The 16,603-nt window shown below is 72.1% G+C and carries 14 protein-coding genes and 1 tRNA gene; 11 read left to right on the top strand and 4 right to left on the bottom strand.

Annotated features, from left to right (window positions below):
- The first annotated feature begins 61 nt into the window (after positions 1–61).
- The 7 genes from ACFV1L_RS14690 (at position 62) to ACFV1L_RS14660 (ending at position 7,309) form a co-directional block, all read left to right on the top strand.
- The gene (locus tag ACFV1L_RS14690) at positions 62–514 is read left to right on the top strand and encodes a PaaI family thioesterase (protein ID WP_035861407.1); all 453 of its coding nucleotides are present in this window, start codon (positions 62–64) and stop codon (positions 512–514) included.
- 87 nt (positions 515–601) lie between these two features.
- Positions 602–1,270: a Tat pathway signal sequence domain protein gene (locus ACFV1L_RS14685; protein ID WP_380365856.1), complete on the top strand. Its 669-nt coding sequence runs from the start codon at positions 602–604 to the stop codon at positions 1,268–1,270.
- Between the two features lie 289 nt (positions 1,271–1,559).
- On the top strand, positions 1,560–2,792 hold the full coding sequence (locus ACFV1L_RS14680) for a branched-chain amino acid ABC transporter substrate-binding protein (protein ID WP_035861410.1): 1,233 nt from the start codon (positions 1,560–1,562) through the stop codon (positions 2,790–2,792).
- Between the two features lie 83 nt (positions 2,793–2,875).
- A complete protein-coding gene (locus tag ACFV1L_RS14675; protein WP_035861413.1) occupies positions 2,876–3,805 on the top strand; it encodes a branched-chain amino acid ABC transporter permease in 930 nt (309 codons plus the stop codon).
- 5 nt (positions 3,806–3,810) lie between these two features.
- Positions 3,811–5,754, top strand: coding sequence for a branched-chain amino acid ABC transporter permease (locus ACFV1L_RS14670; RefSeq protein ID WP_380365853.1), 1,944 nt, complete (start codon positions 3,811–3,813; stop codon positions 5,752–5,754).
- Between the two features lie 5 nt (positions 5,755–5,759).
- A complete protein-coding gene (locus ACFV1L_RS14665) occupies positions 5,760–6,596 on the top strand; it encodes an ABC transporter ATP-binding protein (RefSeq protein WP_380365852.1) in 837 nt (278 codons plus the stop codon).
- A complete protein-coding gene (locus ACFV1L_RS14660; protein ID WP_380365850.1) occupies positions 6,593–7,309 on the top strand; it encodes an ABC transporter ATP-binding protein in 717 nt (238 codons plus the stop codon). Before ACFV1L_RS14665 ends, ACFV1L_RS14660 begins: the two co-directional genes overlap by 4 nt.
- 74 nt (positions 7,310–7,383) lie before the next feature.
- Here ACFV1L_RS14660 and ACFV1L_RS14655 read toward each other — a convergent pair whose 3' ends face one another.
- Positions 7,384–8,067 carry an ANTAR domain-containing response regulator gene (locus tag ACFV1L_RS14655; RefSeq protein ID WP_380365849.1) on the bottom strand — a complete coding sequence of 228 codons (684 nt, stop codon included), beginning with the start codon at positions 8,065–8,067 and terminating at the stop codon, positions 7,384–7,386.
- Positions 8,068–8,135: 68 nt separating this feature from the next.
- Between ACFV1L_RS14655 and ACFV1L_RS14650 the strand changes: the two genes are divergently transcribed.
- Positions 8,136–8,209: transfer RNA gene (locus ACFV1L_RS14650), tRNA-Leu, on the top strand.
- An 89-nt stretch (positions 8,210–8,298) separates the two neighbouring features.
- Here ACFV1L_RS14650 and ACFV1L_RS14645 read toward each other — a convergent pair.
- Both ACFV1L_RS14645 and ACFV1L_RS14640 read right to left on the bottom strand, forming a co-directional pair.
- Positions 8,299–9,288, bottom strand: a complete 990-nt coding sequence (locus ACFV1L_RS14645) for a hypothetical protein (RefSeq protein ID WP_380365847.1) — start codon at positions 9,286–9,288, stop codon at positions 8,299–8,301.
- Between the two features lie 156 nt (positions 9,289–9,444).
- Positions 9,445–10,764: a LuxR C-terminal-related transcriptional regulator gene (locus tag ACFV1L_RS14640; protein ID WP_380365845.1), complete on the bottom strand. Its 1,320-nt coding sequence runs from the start codon at positions 10,762–10,764 to the stop codon at positions 9,445–9,447.
- A 150-nt stretch (positions 10,765–10,914) separates the two neighbouring features.
- Here ACFV1L_RS14640 and ACFV1L_RS14635 point away from each other — a divergent pair, with 150 nt between their 5' ends.
- Positions 10,915–11,844: an NADP-dependent oxidoreductase gene (locus ACFV1L_RS14635; RefSeq protein WP_380365843.1), complete on the top strand. Its 930-nt coding sequence runs from the start codon at positions 10,915–10,917 to the stop codon at positions 11,842–11,844.
- A gap of 51 nt (positions 11,845–11,895) precedes the next feature.
- Here the strand turns inward: ACFV1L_RS14635 and pyk are convergent, their stop codons facing one another.
- Positions 11,896–13,323, bottom strand: coding sequence for a pyruvate kinase (pyk, locus tag ACFV1L_RS14630; RefSeq protein WP_380365842.1), 1,428 nt, complete (start codon positions 13,321–13,323; stop codon positions 11,896–11,898).
- 350 nt (positions 13,324–13,673) lie between these two features.
- Here pyk and ACFV1L_RS14625 point away from each other — a divergent pair, with 350 nt between their 5' ends.
- Both ACFV1L_RS14625 and ACFV1L_RS14620 read left to right on the top strand, forming a co-directional pair.
- The gene (locus tag ACFV1L_RS14625; protein ID WP_380365841.1) at positions 13,674–15,509 is read left to right on the top strand and encodes a bifunctional metallophosphatase/5'-nucleotidase; all 1,836 of its coding nucleotides are present in this window, start codon (positions 13,674–13,676) and stop codon (positions 15,507–15,509) included.
- A gap of 139 nt (positions 15,510–15,648) precedes the next feature.
- On the top strand, positions 15,649–16,557 hold the full coding sequence (locus ACFV1L_RS14620; RefSeq protein WP_380365839.1) for a hypothetical protein: 909 nt from the start codon (positions 15,649–15,651) through the stop codon (positions 16,555–16,557).
- The last annotated feature ends 46 nt before the right edge of the window (positions 16,558–16,603 follow it).

Raw genomic sequence — 16,603 nt, 5'->3', positions numbered from 1 at the left:
TGGCGGGTAGACAGTCGTACGATCGACCCGCCCAACGAAGTGAACCCCGAACAGGAGCACCATGACCGACTCGGCGCCCGTACTGAACGTGCCCCAGGACGTGCTGGACCACTTCGCGAAGCTGGGGGTGAGCCCGTCGACCTTCTCGGGCGGGCACCTGGGCGAGAAGCTGGGCATCACGATCGTGGAGGCCTCCCCGGACCGCGTGGTGGGCACCATGCCGGTGGAGGGCAACCAGCAGCCGTACGGGCTGCTGCACGGCGGGGCGTCGGCCGCGCTGGCCGAGACCCTGGGGTCGATCGGCGCGATGCTGCACGCCGGCCCGGGCCGCTACGCGGTCGGCGTGGACCTGAACGCCACCCACCACCGCTCGGCCACCTCGGGCCTGGTGACGGGCGTCGCGACGGCGGTGTTCAAGGGCCGCACCGCGGCGACCTACGAGATCGCGGTGACGGACGACACCGGCCGCCGGATCACCAGCTGCCGGCTGACCTGCATGCTGCGCGACCTGTAGCGGCGCACGCCCCCAACTCCCCGCGCGCCCCCTGGGTTTGGCCGCGCCCCGGCAGGGGCAGTCTCGGCTGGACGAGGGGGCGCCGCCATGTCCGCAGAGTGCGAACGGCCGGGCGAGCCAGGGGGGTTCCTCGGCCCGGTGGAGCCGGGCGAGGGCACCTGGACGCAGCTCAGGCTGTACGCCGAGGAGCCGCCGCGACTGCTGAGCAGGCGTCAGAAGGCGCTGGCGGTCGCGGCGTTGCTGGCCTTGGCGCTTTCCCTGACGGCGCGTCACGCGATGGAGCGCACCGAGGCCGCGGCGAACTCGCCGCCGTCCCAGCCCGTTCAGCCCTTCCCCTCGCAGTCCACCCGGTTCGAGTACGGCGGCCCGCTGCCGGCCGGGCAGGACTCGTTCGCGCTGTCGCTGACGGTGCACAACAACGGCCCGGGGCCGGTGGACGTGCTGGGGGTGAGCCAGGGTTACCGCGGCCTGTCGGTGGTGGTGGCGGGTTGGCTGCCGCAGACGGTGCCGTCGGGGCGGACGATCTCGTTGCGGGTCGGCCTGAAGGTGACGGACTGTTCGGCGGCTCCGGCGGACGCCGGGCTGCCCTTTCTCGATGTAACGCTGCGTAACACGCGCGCCATGGAGACGGTGAGCCAGATTCTCGGCGACCCGTATGCCCGCGACCTTTCCGGAGCACTGCATTCGACCTGCGACATTCCCGATAATCGGACACCTGCGACCAGCCCGACATCGTCGGACAAACCTGTCCGATAAGCGGAGACGCCAAGCGTGACCAGGGAGTTGGGAACCTCAACCATCCACTTCTCGGGACGGAGCCCGGAATTCCGGGCTCCACCTGGGGTTTTCGACCATGTTCTGAGATCAACTTCCAGCGTGGTCATAACAAGAGAATCACAGCCTCATCTCCCCCTCTGCCCGAGCCGCCGCGCCCGGTCTAGAGTCACGCCCAGTCACCGGCTGTCCGATTTTCGGGCTCGGTCGACGCGTTCCGGCACCGCCAGCCCTGTGCGCGTGTCTTCCGTCCAGAAGGAGACCCCCAGTCGTGCGAAAGAGCTCACTGCTTGTCGTGACCATTGCAGTTACCGGAGCGCTCACCCTCTCGGCCTGTGGCTCGCGCGGCGCCAAGTCCGGCTCGGACAACGCGGGCGGCGGCACCACCAAGGTGGTCATCGGCGTGGACGCCCCGCTCAGCGGCAAGCTGTCCGCGCTGGGCCTCGGCATCAAGAACTCCGCGGACCTGGCCGCCAAGAAGGCCAACAAGGACAAGCTCGTCCCCGGCGTCACCTTCTCCGTCGAGGCCAAGGACGACCAGGCCAACCCGACCTCCGGCAAGCAGAACGCCACCGCCCTGGTCGACATGAAGGACGTCGTCGGCGTCGTCGGCCCGCTGAACTCCAGCGTCTCGCAGACCATGCAAAAGGTCTTCAACGACGGCAAGCTGACCCAGGTCTCCCCCGCCAACACCAGCCCCGAGCTGTCCCTCGGCCCGGACTGGGGCAGCAGCAAGTTCACCCGCCAGTACGCCACCTACTTCCGCACCGCCACCACCGACGTGGTGCAGGGCAAGTTCGCCGCCCAGTACCTGTTCAACGAGGCGAAGAAGACCAAGGTCTACGTCATCGACGACAAGAAGACCTACGGCGCGGGCCTGGCGGCCATCTTCCAGGACGAGTTCAAGAAGCTCGGCGGCACCGTGGTCGGCACCGACCACATCAACCCCGACGACAAGGACTTCTCCGCGGTCGCCACCAAGGTCGCCTCCTCCGGCGCCGACTCGGTGTACTACGGCGGCGAGTACCCGGAGGGCGGCCCGCTCACCGACCAGATCAAGAAGGCCGGCGCGAAGGTCCCGCTGTTCGGCGGCGACGGCATCTACGACCCCGAGTTCATCAAGCTCTCCAACAACAACAGCGAGGGCGACCTGGCCACCTCGGTCGGCGCCCCGGTGGACGAGCTGGACTCCGCCAAGACCTTCATCTCCGACTACAAGGCCGAGGGCTACAAGGAGCCGTACGCGGCCTACGGCGGCTACTCGTACGACGCCGCCTGGTCGATCATCGAGGCCGTCAAGGCCGCGGTGGAGCACAACGGCGGCAAGGTGCCCTCGGACCTGCGCGCCAAGGTGCTGGAGGAGATGGGCAAGGTCAAGTTCGCCGGCGTCACCGGCCAGGTCTCCTTCGACCAGTACGGCGACACCACCAACAAGCAGCTGACGGTCTACAGCGTCAAGGGCCCCGAGTGGAAGGCCGTCAAGAGCGGTACCTACACCGGCTGATCTCCCTGCACCAGCCGATGTCCGGCGGGGGGCGCCACAAGTGCCCCCCGCCTCCTCATACCCCCTATCCACGGAGGCCCGCGGTGCACGAACTGCCGCAAAACCTGGCCAACGGACTGATGCTCGGCCTGATGTACGGCCTGATCGCCATCGGGTACACGATGGTCTACGGCATCGTCCAGCTCATCAACTTCGCCCACGGCGAGATCTTCATGATCGGCGGCTTCGGGGCACTGACCGCCTACGCGGCCCTGCCGCACGGCACTTCCCTGTGGCTGGCACTGCCGGTCATGATCCTGGGCGGCGTGATCGCCTCCGTGCTCACCGCCACCGCGGCGGAACGGTTCGCCTACCGGCCGCTGCGCAACGCGCCCCGGCTGGCCCCGCTGATCACCGCGATCGGCCTGTCGATCGCGCTGCAGCAGGTGGTCTGGGCGTTCTACCCGGGTGCCAAGAAGGCCATCTCCTTCCCGCAGTTCGAGGGCGACACCGTCAGCCTCGGCCTGTTCCACCTGCAGCGCAACGACCTGTTCCTGCTCGCCGCCGCTCCGCTGTGCATGCTGATCCTGGCGTCGTTCGTGCGGTTCACCCGCACCGGCCGGGCCATGCAGGCGACCGCGCAGGACCCGGACACCGCGAAGCTGATGGGCATCAACACCGACCGGATCATCGTGGTCGCCTTCGCGCTGGGCGCGGCCTTCGCCGCCGTCGCGGCCGTGGCGCACGGCCTGAGGTACGGACAGGTCGACTTCATGATGGGCTTCCTGGCCGGCCTGAAGGCGTTCACCGCCGCCGTCCTCGGCGGCATCGGCAACATCTACGGCGCGATGCTCGGCGGGCTGGTCCTCGGCGTCGCCGAATCGCTGGCCACCGCGTACATCCAGAACGTCCCCGGCATGCACCAGCTCGGCGGCGGCGCCTGGGCCAACGTGTGGGCGTTCGTCCTGCTGATCGTCGTGCTGCTGGTGAGGCCCCAGGGCCTGCTCGGCGAGCGCGTCGCGGATCGGGCGTGAGCACCATGACGACTTCCCACGAGACCACTCCGGTGCTGCGGCTGCCCGCCGTCGCGGCGTTCGCCGCGACGCTGGCCGGCGGCGTGCTGGCCGCCGCGTCCGCGGCGATGTCCTGGACCTGGACCGACGCGTTCCCCGGCGACCTCACCTACTACGGCTCCCCGGCCGGCCTGCAGTGGCTGGCGCTGGCCGGCGGCCTGCTGACGGCGCTGCTGGCGCTGGGCGCCCGCGGCCTGAAGGGCCTGCGCTGGCTGAGCCCGTCCGGCAGCCACAACGGCGTGCTGTTCGCCGCCCTCGGCACCCTCGCGGTGTGCTGGTACTCGGTGGCCGCGATCGCCGTCGAGCTCGACGGCCTGGTCAACCTCGACCCGGGCGGCTGGGTCGCCGCGGTCGGCTCGCTGCTCGCCGTCGTCGGCGCGCTCGGCCTGCCGCTGGACCGCCGGCGCACCGTCAAGCAGCCCGCCGTGGCCTGGTGGTGGTACCTGGTGGCGGCCGTCTCGGCGGTGCTCCGGGTCGGCCTCGGCCAGGGCTGGGCGCTGAACGCGGTGCCGCCCGGCATCCGGCCGATCTTCACCGAGAACCTGTGGTTCTTCGTCGCGGTGCCGGTCGCGATCGTCGGTTTCAAGCTCTGGCTGCTGCTGGACGCCTGGCTGCGGATCGGCCGGATCGAGCGCCCGCTGCTCCCCGCCCGCGCCCTGCCGTCCTGGGCGGAGATCCTGGTGATCACCGCGGTGTTCGCGCTCGGCCTGGGCGTGGTCGAGTTCGGCATCTCCACCGAGTACGGCGAGCTGTTCGTCGGCTTCCTGCTGCTGACCGTCTTCGCCACCGCGGCGCTGCTGGCCTCCGGCGCAATCGCCCGGCTGCGCGAGCTGACGACCCGTCACCGCTCGGTGACCACCGGCGCGGCGTTCGCCGCCGCGGGCGCGTTCCCGTTCACCCAGAGCAGCGAGACGTACGTGCTGATCGGGGCGAACATCCTGATCTTCGCGACGGTGGCGCTCGGCCTGAACGTGGTGGTCGGCCTGGCCGGCCTGCTGGACCTCGGCTACGTGGCCTTCCTCGGCGTCGGCGCGTACGCCGCGGCGCTGGTCTCCGGCTCGCCGTTCTCGGTGTTCCGCGGCGTGCACCTGCCGTTCCCGGTCGCGGTGCTGATCGGCGCGCTGGCCGCGCTGGTGTTCGGCGTGGTGATCGGCGCCCCGACGCTGCGGCTGCGCGGCGACTACCTGGCGATCGTCACGCTCGGTTTCGGTGAGATCTTCCGGATCGCGATGAACAACCTGGACGGCCGCTCCGGTCCGAGCCTGACCAACGGCCCGAACGGCATCGCGGCGATCCCGGACGTCAACCTGTTCGGCTTCGACTTCGGTCAGCCGCACGAGTTCCTCGGGCTGCAGCTCGGCAAGTTCGGCAACTACCTGCTGCTGATGCTGGTGGCCACCGCGATCGTCGTGGTGGTGTTCGGCCGGGTCGCCAACTCCCGGATCGGCCGCGCCTGGGTGGCGATCCGCGAGGACGAGACGGCGGCCGAGGCGATGGGCATCAACGGCTTCCGGGTGAAGCTGATCGCCTTCGCGCTGGGCGCCACGCTGGCCGGCCTGGCCGGCGCGGTGCAGGCGCACGTGGCCGGCGCGGTCTCCCCCGACCAGTACCTGTTCGCCGGGCCGGTCCCGCCCAACTCGGCGTTCCTGCTGGCCGCGGTGATCCTCGGCGGCATGGGCACCATCAGCGGCCCGCTGGTCGGCGCGGCCCTGCTGTTCCTGATCCCGGCGAAGCTGCAGTTCCTGCAGTCCTACCAGCTGCTGGCGTTCGGCGTGGCGCTGATCCTGCTGATGCGCTTCCGCCCGGAGGGCCTGATCGCCAACCGCCGGCAGCAGCTGGAGTTCCACGAGGCCGAGCTGCCCGCGCAGGGCACCTCGCCCGACGACGCACTCACCAAGGCAGGGGCGTGACCGCCATGACCACCGACACCGCCCCCGTCGGCGGGGCGCCCGCGCCGCTCGCCGAACCCGTGCTGGAAGCCTCCGGCGTGGTGATGCGCTTCGGCGGCCTGACCGCCGTCAACCAGGTCGACCTGACGGTCCGTCAGGGCGAGATCGTCGGCCTGATCGGCCCGAACGGCGCCGGCAAGACCACCTTCTTCAACTGCCTGACCGGGCTGTACGTCCCGACCGAGGGCACCGTCACGTACAAGGGCCGGGTGCTGCCGCCCAAGCCGCACCTGGTCACCGAGGCCGGCATCGCCCGGACCTTCCAGAACATCCGGCTGTTCTCCAACATGACGGTGCTGGAGAACGTCCTGGTGGGACGGCACACCCGCACCAAGGAGGGCCTGTTCTCGGCGATCCTGCGCGGGCCGTCCTACCGGCGCGCGGAGCAGGAGAGCCGCGAGCGGGCGATGGAGCTGCTGGAGTTCTGCGGCCTGGCCGCGAAGGCCGACCACCTGGCCCGCAACCTGCCCTACGGCGAGCAGCGGAAGCTGGAGATCGCCCGGGCGCTGGCCTCCGAGCCGGGCCTGCTGCTGCTGGACGAGCCGACGGCGGGCATGAACCCGCAGGAGACCCGGGCCGCCGAGGAGCTGGTGTTCGCGATCCGGGACCTCGGGATCGCGATCCTGGTGATCGAGCACGACATGAAGTTCATCTTCAACCTGTGCGACCGCACGGCGGTGCTGGTGCAGGGCCAGAAGATCGTCGAAGGCGACCGGGAGACCGTCCAGAACGACGAGCGGGTCGTCACCGCCTACCTGGGCGCCCCGCTCGAAGGAACCACCGCAACGGAGGCCGACCAGTGACCGCTCTGCTGGAAGTCGAGGACCTCCGCGTCGCCTACGGCAAGATCGAGGCCGTCAAGGGCATCAGCTTCACCGTCGAACAGGGCGAGGTCACCACCCTGATCGGCACCAACGGCGCGGGCAAGACCACCACCCTGCGCACGCTGTCCGGCCTGCTCCGGCCGACCGCGGGCCGGATCGTGTTCGAGGGCGAGCCGATCGACACGGTGCCCGCGCACCGGATCGTCGCGCTGGGCCTGGCCCACTCGCCCGAGGGCCGGCACATCTTCCCGCGGATGACCATCGAGGAGAACCTGCTGCTGGGCGCGTTCCTGCGGCGCGACCAGGCGGGCATCGCGGAGGACGTGGAGCGGGCCTGCACGCTCTTCCCGATCCTCGCCGAGCGCCGCAAGCAGGCGGCCGGCACGCTGTCCGGCGGCGAGCAGCAGATGCTGGCGATGGGCCGGGCGCTGATGTCCCGCCCGAAGCTGCTGATGCTGGACGAGCCGTCGATGGGCCTGTCGCCGCTGATGATGCAGAAGATCATGGCGACCATCGTGGAGCTGCGCTCCGCCGGCACCACCATCCTGCTGGTGGAGCAGAACGCGCAGGCCGCGCTCTCGCTCTCGGACCGGGCGTACGTGATGACCACCGGCGAGATCACCCTCTCCGGCACCGGCGAGGAGCTGCTGCGCGACGACACGGTGCGCCGCGCCTACCTCGGCGAGGACTGACCCCCCGTCAGCACGGCGAGTGCCCCGCCTCCCGGTCCGGGAGGCGGGGCACTCGCACGTCGGCGCCGGGCCCGTCAGCCCTCGGCCGCCTCGGCCTTCTTGCGGTCCTGGGCGGCGCCCTCCTCGATGACGGCCTCGGCGACGGCGGCCATGGTCATCCGGCGGTCCATCGAGGTCTTCTGGATCCAGCGGAACGCGGCGGGCTCGTTCAGCCCGAACTTGGTCTGCAGCACGCTCTTCGCGCGGTCGACCAGCTTGCGGGTCTCCAGCCGCTGCGAGAGGTCCGCGATCTCCTGTTCGAGGGTGCGCATCTCGGTGTACCGGGAGACCGCCATCTCGATCGCCGGCACCAGGTCGCTCTTGCTGAACGGCTTGACGATGTACGCCATCGCGCCGGCGTCGCGGGCCCGGTCGACCAGTTCCCGCTGCGAGAAGGCGGTGAGCATCAGCACCGGGGCGAGGTGCTGCTCGTGGATCCGCTCGGCGGCGGAGAGGCCGTCCAGGACCGGCATCTTGACGTCCAGGATCGCCAGGTCGGGCCTGAGCTCCTCGACCAGCCGCAGGGCCGTCGCACCGTCACCGGCCTCACCGACGACGGTGTAGCCCTCTTCCTCCAGCATCTCCTTGAGATCGAGGCGGATCAGTGCCTCGTCCTCGGCGATGACGATTCGGGTGATCTGGGGCGGGTCGGTGTCAAGCGGCTGGGCCTGCTCGTCGGCGGTGCTCACGGGGCTCCTCGGTCCGGCGGGGTGCTGCATGCACGAGCCTACCCAGACACGGTATGTTTGGTTCACCACGGTGGGGGGTTTGACCTTCGAACCGCTGGGCCCCGATAGCCCAATCGGCAGAGGCAACGGTCTCAAACACCGTCCGGTGTGGGTTCGAATCCCACTCGGGGCACTTTCTCTTCGATTCCAAGGTCACTGGCCTTGGCTGCGCGCCGCCGCGGTGACGATCACCACGGCGGCGCCGCCGTTTCCGGCCCCGGCTCAGGACAGCGGGCCGCTGCCGGCCAGGCCGCTCGCGGTCAGTTCGACGGCGGCGGCGGGGCTCGGGGCGTCGGTGACCGAGAAGGTGTAGTCGCCGTCGGTGGCGCCGCTGAACACGAACCAGGCCGCCTGGTCCTGGCGCAGCGGCCGGTCCGGGTAGATCGCCTCGATCGGGGCGGCGGTCGGGCCGACCTCCTGGCCGCCGGGCAGCTTCAGCCGCAGCGCGGTGCCGTCCACCGCCATGCCGGCCGGGCCGACGGCGCCCTTCATGTCGAACACCACCAGCACGGCGCGCTGCCCGGGCTTGAGCGTGGTGATGCCGTTGCCGTCGCCGAAGTCGGCGCGCAGCTGGGCCGACTTGAGGTTCAGGGTGAGCCGGCCCGAGGTGAGGCTGGTGCCGGACGGCCTGAGGTCGACGGGCTTCAGGCTGACCGCGGCCCGGCCGCCCTGCCCGAGCGGGACGACGCCCTGCGCGGTGCCGGCCCCGCCGAGCACCAGGGACGCGCCGTCGAAGGCGAACGGGCGGCCCCGGTCCGGGTGGCCGCGGAAGGTGATCGGCAGCGGGTCGGTCGCGCCGGGGACCGGCGGGACGGCGCTGCCCGGGTCTCCGTCGACGGGGGTTCCGGCGAGGTCGAGGGCCAGTTCGGGCCAGCTGCGGATCGCGGTGGCGGTGAAGGTGTTGGTGACGGCGGTGTCCAGCACGACCGTGTACTCGCCGCCCTGGCCGGGCGTCCAGGTGGCGCTCTTCACGTCGAACCGGAGGCCGCCCCACCACGCGCTGCGGCCGATCTGCACGGTCTTCGCGGCCTGCGCGCCGGTGCTCGCGGGGGCGGCGGTGCTGCCGGGGGCGGCCGGACGGGCGGCCGGCCCGGCGGGCGCCGGGGCGCTGCTCCGGCAGGCGGTGGCGCCGGCGGCGAGCAGCACGGCGGCGGCGAGGGCGGCGGCGGTTCTGACGGGGCGTCGGGCCGGGCGTGCGGGTCTGCTCTTCATGGCGGTTCCCTCCCTGGGCGCCGCCACGGGGTGCGGGGCGCCGTCGCCCGGGTGGTACCCGCGCCCCGGCGGGACGATCCGGCCGTGACAGGGCCGGGACCGAACCGCGCCACGACAGTGAAGTCTCCTCCGCCGCAAGGAAGTTGACGAACGATCCTACGACGCGGCGTACAGCCCGGCGGGCCGGCCGGCCCGGTGCGCGAGGGCGGCGGCCTCGCCGCGGGAGGCGACGCCGAGCTTGGTCAGGATGTTGGCGACGTGGAACTTCACCGTGGACTCGCTGATGTGCAGCGCCGCGGCGATGTCCCGGTTGCGGCGGCCCCGGGCGAGCTGGTCCAGCACCTCGTGCTCGCGCGGCTGGAGGCCGTCCAGCGGGTCGCCGGCGGCGGCGGGTTCGGGCAGGGCGAGCGGCAGGTCGACCGTGACCGTGGTGCCCCAGCCGGGGACGGCCTCCACGGTGCTGTGCCCGCCCAGTGCGGCGATCCGCTCGGCGGTGCGGTGCACGCCCAGGGCGTCGGCGGCGAGCGCACCGAGGCCGTCGCCGCGCACCACCGCGCGCAGCCGGCCGTCGGCGGTGAACTGCCAACCGACGTGCAGCCGGGTGGGCTTCTCCTGGTCGAGCATCATCAGCACGGCGGCCCGGACGGCGTCCCGGGCGGTGTGCGCCAGGTCGGCGGGGACGGAGCGGGTGGCGTCGGCCGGGGGTGCGACGTCCAGCCGGACCCGGGTGTGGCGCAGCAGCGGGCGAAGATCGCGGGCGAGGCGGGCGAACGCGGCGTCGGCGGGCTCCTCACTGAGGGTGCGGTCCAGGTCGGCGGAGCGGCGCAGGTCGAGCAGGGCGGTGACGGCGAGCTCGGTGGCGGCGCGGCGGGCGGCGGCGTCGTCCAGGTCGGCGGAGCGCAGCGGGGCGAGGATGGCGGTGAGCGCGGCGCTGTGGGCGCCGGTGGACTGGGCGATCGCCCAGGCGCGGGCGTTGGCGGAGATCCGGGAGGCGACGGCCTGGGCGGGCGCGGCGTCGGTGGCGCGGTGTTCGGAGTGGGCGACCACCAGGTCCCACAGGTGCTGGAGGAGCTCCGGCGCACCGGCGGCGAGCGGGGCGGCGTCCGGCCGGACCAGCACCAGAACCGCGCCCCTGCCGCTGCCCGGGGTGGTGGTGACCACCACCAACGGCCGTTCCCGGCCCGCGAGTTCGGCCGTTCCCTGCCAGGGCCGGCCGGGCCCGGCCTCGGCCAGTGCGCGTTCGCCGAGCCGGGAGAGCAGCAGGCTGCCGAAGGCGTCGGCGAACTCCGGCGCCCCGACCACGTTCGCCGGGGAGTACGCGCAGACGCCGCTGAGCTGGGCGGCGGCCAGGTGCGGGACGAGCGGGTCGAGCACCTGCGAGAGCCGCGGCAGCAGGCCGGGGCGGGGTTCGCGCAGCACCTCGGCGGCGCGGGCCAGGGCGTCCTGCGGGCTGCTCCAGGGAGCGGTCTCGTCCATACCGGCCAGCCTAGTCGGGCCCTCGCCCCCCGCCCCTGGCTTTTCGGCCAGGTCGAACTGGCCGGAAGGCGGGCCGGGCGGCGGCCGCCCGGGGCACAGGATGGGACACGTCGAAGCGACCGAACTTCCCTCCGAACCAAGGACATTGCCATGACCAAGGCCATTGCTTTCAGTGAGTACGGCGACCCGGACGTGCTGGCCCCGATCGACATCGAGGTGCCCGAACCGGGACCGGGCCAGGTGCGGGTCGCGGTGCGCACGCTGGGGGTCAACCCGCTGGACCGGCGGCTGCGCACCGGTGAGCTGGCGGCGCTCTTCCCGATCGCCTTCCCGTTCGTGCCGGGCTGCGAGGTGGCGGGCACGGTGACGGCGGTCGGCGAGGGCGTGACGGGCTTCGCGCCCGGCGACGAGGTGTTCGGCGGGATGATGGCCGGCGGCTACGCCGAACACGCCCTGGTGCAGGCCGAGTCGCTGGCGCACAAGCCGGCCTCGCTGAGCTGGGAGCAGGCGGCCGCGCTCCCGACCGGCGCGGAGACCGCGGAGCGGGTGCTCGGCGTCCTGGGGGTGCGGCCGGGCGAGACGCTGCTGGTGCACGGCGCGGCGGGCGGCGTCGGCACGCTGCTGCTGCAGTTCGCCCGGGAGCGCGGGATCACGGTGGTGGGCACCGCGAGCGAGGCCAACCACGGCTACCTGCGGGAGCTGGGCGCGATCCCGGTGGCGTACGGCGAGGGCCTGGCCGAGCGGGTGCGGGCGGCCGCTCCCGGCGGCCGGGTGGACCGCGCGCTGGACGCCTCCGGCCGGGCCGACGAGATCCCGCTGTCCGTCGAGCTGACCGGTGCCGCGGACCGGGTGCTGTCGATCGCGAACGCGGTCGGCGCCCAGCAGCACGGCGTCCGGTTCAGCGGCGGCCAGGAGACCGAGCACTTCCACCAGCGGGCGTTCGCGGCCGCCCTGGAGCTGCACGGGGCGGGCAGGCTGGTGCTGCCGCTGCACCGGGTGCTGCCGCTGGCCGAGGCGGCCGAGGCGCACCGGATCAGCGAGCACGGGCACCTGCGCGGCAAGGTCGTCCTGACGGTGTGACAGGTACCGGGAGGGGCCGCCCCGTCGGTGGGGAGGGGCGGCCCCGGGCGGTCAGTTGTCCAGTTCGCCGACGTGGTGGACGCGCACCAGGTTGGTGGAGCCTGCCAGGCCGGGCGGGGAGCCGGCGGTGATCACCACGATGTCGCCGCGCTTGCAGCGGCCCAGGCTGAGCAGCTGGGCGTCGACCTGGGCGACCATCTCGTCGGTGGTGGTGACGAACGGGCCGAGGAAGGTCTCCACGCCCCAGCTGAGCGCCAACTGGCTGCGCACGGCGGGCTCGTAGGTGAACGCCAGCACCGGGATCGGCGAGCGGTAGCGGGTGAGCCGCTTGGCGGTGTCGCCGCTCTGCGTGAAGGCGATCAGGTACTTGGCGTCCAGGAAGTCGCCGATCTCGGCGGCGGCCCGGGCGACCGCGCCGCCCTGGGTGCGGGGCTTGCTGCCCTCGGTGAGCGGCGGCAGTCCGGCGGCCAGGATCTCGCTCTCGGCGGCGGCGACGATCCTGCTCATGGTCTTGACCGTCTCGACCGGGTACTTGCCGACCGAGGTCTCGCCGGACAGCATCACCGCGTCGGTGCCGTCGAACACGGCGTTGGCGACGTCGGAGGCCTCGGCGCGGGTGGGCCGGGAGGCGTTGATCATCGAGTCCAGCATCTGGGTGGCGACGATCACCGGCTTGGCGTTGCGGCGGGCCAGCTTGACGGCCCGCTTCTGCACCAGTGGCACGTCCTCCAGCGGGAGTTCGACGCCCAGGTCGCCGCGGGCGACCATCAGGCCGTCGAAGGCGTCCACGATGGAGTCGAGGTTGTCCACCGCCTGCGGCTTCTCGATCTTGGCGATGACCGGGATCCGGCGGCCCTCCTCGGCCATCACCCGGTGCACCTCCTCGACGTCCCGGCCGCTGCGCACGAACGACAGCGCGACGAGGTCGGCGCCGGTCCGCAGCGCCCAGCGCAGGTCTTCGACGTCCTTGTCGGAGAGCGCGGGCACGGAGACGGCGACTCCGGGCAGGTTGAGGCCCTTGTGGTCGGAGACCAGGCCCCCTTCGATGACGATGCAGTGGACCCGGGGGCCCTCGACGTGGGTGACCTCCAGGCAGACCCGGCCGTCGTCGACCAGGATCCGTTCGCCGCGCGACACGTCGGCGGCCAGGCCCGGGTAGGTGGTGCCGCAGATGTCGCGGTCACCGGGGACGTCCTCGGTGGTGATGGTGAACTCGTCGCCGCGTTCCAGCAGGACGGGTCCGTCGGCGAAGGTGCCCAGCCGGATCTTCGGGCCCTGGAGGTCGGCGAGCACCCCGACGCTGCGGCCTGTCTCGTCCGAGGCCTTGCGGACCCGGTGGTAACGATCCTCGTGCTCCGCGTGGGAGCCGTGGCTGAGGTTCAGTCGGGCGATGTCCATACCGGCGTCGACCATGGCTTTGATCTGGTCGTACGAGTCCGTGGCAGGCCCGAGGGTACAAACGATTTTTGCTCGGCGCATACCTGAGAAGCGTAGGCATTACCCGGCCGTAACAGAGCGCTTCCGGCCAGTCCCCCCACGGCAGTTGACGGAAGATTTGATGAACGGACCGACACACTCCAAGCAGTGGCGCACCGGGTGAGCTGGGCGGCTTCCGGTTGACGCACGGACGTGCGGTCCGCCGGGCCGGCGTCACGGGAGAGTTGCCCAGATCTCACCTGTTGGACAGCTCTCGGGGCTGGTACCGGAGCCGAGAAGAGGGCAGACTGCCACACGCGTTTTTCTACGCGCGTCACGGCAGGTGGCGGGGTGTCAGCTGCCCCGACGCCGCCTCCCCCCTGACGGCCCGTACCGCCCGACTTGGAGTCTTGATGTCCCTGAACCGCCGTGACTTCGTCACCCGCTCCGCCGCCACCGCGGCCGGGGCCGCCCTGGCCGGCGGCCTGACCGCCGCCACGGCCACCCCCGCCGCCGCGGCGGACCAGAACCAGGGCGAGTCCCGCGGCCGGGGCCCCGTCCCGTTCAAGGCGAGCTTCACCGTCATGGGCACCACCGACCTGCACGGCCACGTCTTCAACTGGGAGTACTTCACCGACTCCGAGTTCGACGACAAGAACCACAACGACGTCGGCCTGGCCAAGATCTCCACCCTGGTCGAGCAGGTCCGCCAGGAGAAGGGCCGAGGCCGCACCCTGCTCATCGACGCCGGTGACACCATCCAGGGCACCCAGCTGTCCTACTACTACGCCCGGGTCGAGCCGATCACCGGCACGAAGGCCCCGCGCCACCCGATGGCCGCCGCGATGAACGCCATCGGCTACGACGCCGCCGCGCTCGGCAACCACGAGTTCAACTACGGCATCCCGCTGCTGCGCGCCTACCAGGACCAGCTGGACTTCCCGCTGCTCGGCGCCAACGCGCTGAACGCCAAGAACGAGAAGCCGGCCTTCCCGCCGTACGTGATCCGCGAGCTGCACCTCGGCCACGGCCGCCCGATCCGGGTCGGCATCCTCGGCCTGACCAACCCGGGCATCGCGATCTGGGACAAGGCCAACGTCCAGGGACAGCTGACCTTCCCGGGCATCCCCGAGGTCGCCGCCAAGTGGGTGCCGAAGCTGCGCGCCGCCGGCGCCGACGTGGTCGTGGTCTCCGCGCACACCGGCGCCGACGACCCGTCCTCGTGGGGCGACCAGCTGCCCTACGCGGAGAACGCGGGCGTCACCATGGCCGCCACCGTGCCCGGCATCGACGCGGTGCTGATCGGCCACGCCCACAAGGAGGTCGTCCAGCGCGACGTCGTCAACCAGCAGACCGGCCGGACCGTCGTCCTGTCCGAGCCGCTGTGCTGGGGCGAGCGCCTGACCTGCTTCGACTTCGAGGTCGAGTTCGCCCGCGGCCAGTGGACCGTCACCGGCGTCACCTCGCGCCTGCTGAACTCCAACACGGTCGCCGAGGACCCGAAGATCGTCAAGCTGGTCGACGCCCAGCACAAGAAGGTCGTCGCGTACGTCAACCAGGTCATCGGCACCTGCAAGGAGAGCCTCTCCATCGCCGAGTCCCGGTTCAAGGACACCCCGATCATCGACCTGATCGGCCGGATCCAGGCCGACGCGGTGCGCGACGCGCTTTCCGGCGGCCAGTACGCCAAGCTGCCGGTGCTGGCCCAGGCCGCGCCGTTCAACCGCACCGCCGTCATCCCGGCCGGCGAGGTCAAGCTGCGCGACGCGGCCGGCCTGTACATCTACGAGAACACCCTGGAGGCCCGGATCCTGACGGGCGCCCAGATCAAGGACTACCTGGAGTACTCCGCGAAGTACTACGCCCAGGTCGCCCCGGGCGCGCCGATCAACCTGGACACCCTGACCAACCAGGCCAACAACACGCCCGACTACAACTACGACTCGATCTACGGCGTCAGCTACGACATCGACATCGCGCAGCCGGTCGGCAGCCGCATCGTCAACCTGTCCTACCAGGGCAAGCCGGTCGACCCGGCCGCGCAGTTCGTGCTCGCCGTCAACAACTACCGTGCCAACGGCGGCGGCAACTTCCCGCACGTCGCCAAGGCGCAGCAGGTGTGGGCGAACTCCGACGAGATCCGCAACACCATGATCGCCTGGGTGAAGGCCAAGGGCGTCATCGACCCGGCCGACTTCTACGGCCAGAGCGGCTGGCGCCTGGTCCGGGCCGGCGTTCCCGTCTTCTAACTCCTCCTCCCGGTCTCCCGCCGCTCAGGGGCCGTTCGGACCGCGGGTCCGCGCGGCCCCGCCGCGTTCCCGGGAACCGCTTCGCCGGCCCGTCCGTCCAACCCGCACACTGCACACAGGAGTTGAGGGGGCGGCACGAATGCGCGGACGGATCGCGGTGGCGGCGGTGGCGGCGGGACTGCTGTTGGGCGGGTGCTCGGACACCCCGGCCCCGCCCGGCCCGGCGGTCGCGCCGAGCCTGGTCACAGCCGGACCCGAGGTGCGTGCCGCGACCGGCGACGCCGCCCGCCAGGCCGCCGCGGTGGCGGCCGCCTGGCCCGGCTCGGCCGCCCAACAGGCCTGGGAGCACGGGTACTTCCCCACCGCCGACACCTCCGAGTGGCTGCCCCCGGGGGCGTTCCGCAGCGGGGAGGACAAGGCCGCGTACACGGCCGGCCACCTCGACCTTCAGGCCACCCTGCCGGTGTCGGTCGCCGACACCGCCGAGGTGCAGTTCGCGGACGGCTCCCGGCTCGTGCTGCCGCAGCGCTCCGCGAAGGAGGTCTTCGAGGAGCTGACCCGCTCCGACCGGCCCTGCTCCGGCCACTGCGACGCCCGCCTGACCGTCACCGGCGTCCGCCCCGGCACCACCACCGTGCCCACCTCGCGCGGCCAGGCCACCATCCCCGTCTGGGAGTTCACCGTCGCCGGCTACGACGGGCCGTTCCGCTACCCCGCCGTCCGCTCCCAGGACCCGTACCGGCCCGCGCCCGGCCCCGGCCCCGCCGGGGCCACCACGCTGCGCTCCGTCTCCGCCGACGGCCTGGTGCTCACCGCCGGCGTGCCGCACGGGAGTTGCGACACCGTCCAGCCCGGCGAGGTGTACGAGACCGACCTGGCCGTCGTCCTGATCGGCCGCATCGCCGCGCGCAGCCTCCCGGCGGGCCAGGCCTGCGACCTCGCCCTGCGGGTCACCCCGGTCGAGTTCCGCCTCGCCCGCCCGCTCGGCGCCCGCGCCGTCCTCGGCCTCGCCGACGGCCGCCCGCAGACCCTGCCGGCCGCACACTGACACCCGCACCCCGCAACCGAACGGCCGGGGGCGCGCGTCCGACCTC

Source organism: Kitasatospora sp. NPDC059646, from assembly GCF_042734615.1.
In the GTDB taxonomy this organism is placed as follows: Bacteria; Actinomycetota; Actinomycetes; order Streptomycetales; family Streptomycetaceae; genus Kitasatospora.
Note: the sequence above shows the minus strand (reverse complement) of the source record. Positions and strands in the feature narration are given on the sequence as shown.

What these genes read in the sequence shown, in the direction of transcription:
- ACFV1L_RS14690 (WP_035861407.1), top strand. Translation starts at nt 62, where the DNA reads ATGACCGACTCGGCGCCCGTACTGAACGTGCCCCAGGACGTGCTGGAC.
- ACFV1L_RS14685 (WP_380365856.1), top strand. Translation starts at nt 602, where the DNA reads ATGTCCGCAGAGTGCGAACGGCCGGGCGAGCCAGGGGGGTTCCTCGGC.
- ACFV1L_RS14670 (WP_380365853.1), top strand. Translation starts at nt 3,811, where the DNA reads ATGACGACTTCCCACGAGACCACTCCGGTGCTGCGGCTGCCCGCCGTC.
- ACFV1L_RS14665 (WP_380365852.1), top strand. Translation starts at nt 5,760, where the DNA reads ATGACCACCGACACCGCCCCCGTCGGCGGGGCGCCCGCGCCGCTCGCC.
- ACFV1L_RS14655 (WP_380365849.1), bottom strand. Translation starts at nt 8,067, where the DNA reads ATGCAGCACCCCGCCGGACCGAGGAGCCCCGTGAGCACCGCCGACGAG.
- ACFV1L_RS14645 (WP_380365847.1), bottom strand. Translation starts at nt 9,288, where the DNA reads ATGAAGAGCAGACCCGCACGCCCGGCCCGACGCCCCGTCAGAACCGCC.
- ACFV1L_RS14640 (WP_380365845.1), bottom strand. Translation starts at nt 10,764, where the DNA reads ATGGACGAGACCGCTCCCTGGAGCAGCCCGCAGGACGCCCTGGCCCGC.
- ACFV1L_RS14635 (WP_380365843.1), top strand. Translation starts at nt 10,915, where the DNA reads ATGACCAAGGCCATTGCTTTCAGTGAGTACGGCGACCCGGACGTGCTG.
- pyk (WP_380365842.1), bottom strand. Translation starts at nt 13,323, where the DNA reads ATGCGCCGAGCAAAAATCGTTTGTACCCTCGGGCCTGCCACGGACTCG.
- ACFV1L_RS14625 (WP_380365841.1), top strand. Translation starts at nt 13,674, where the DNA reads ATGTCCCTGAACCGCCGTGACTTCGTCACCCGCTCCGCCGCCACCGCG.
- ACFV1L_RS14620 (WP_380365839.1), top strand. Translation starts at nt 15,649, where the DNA reads ATGCGCGGACGGATCGCGGTGGCGGCGGTGGCGGCGGGACTGCTGTTG.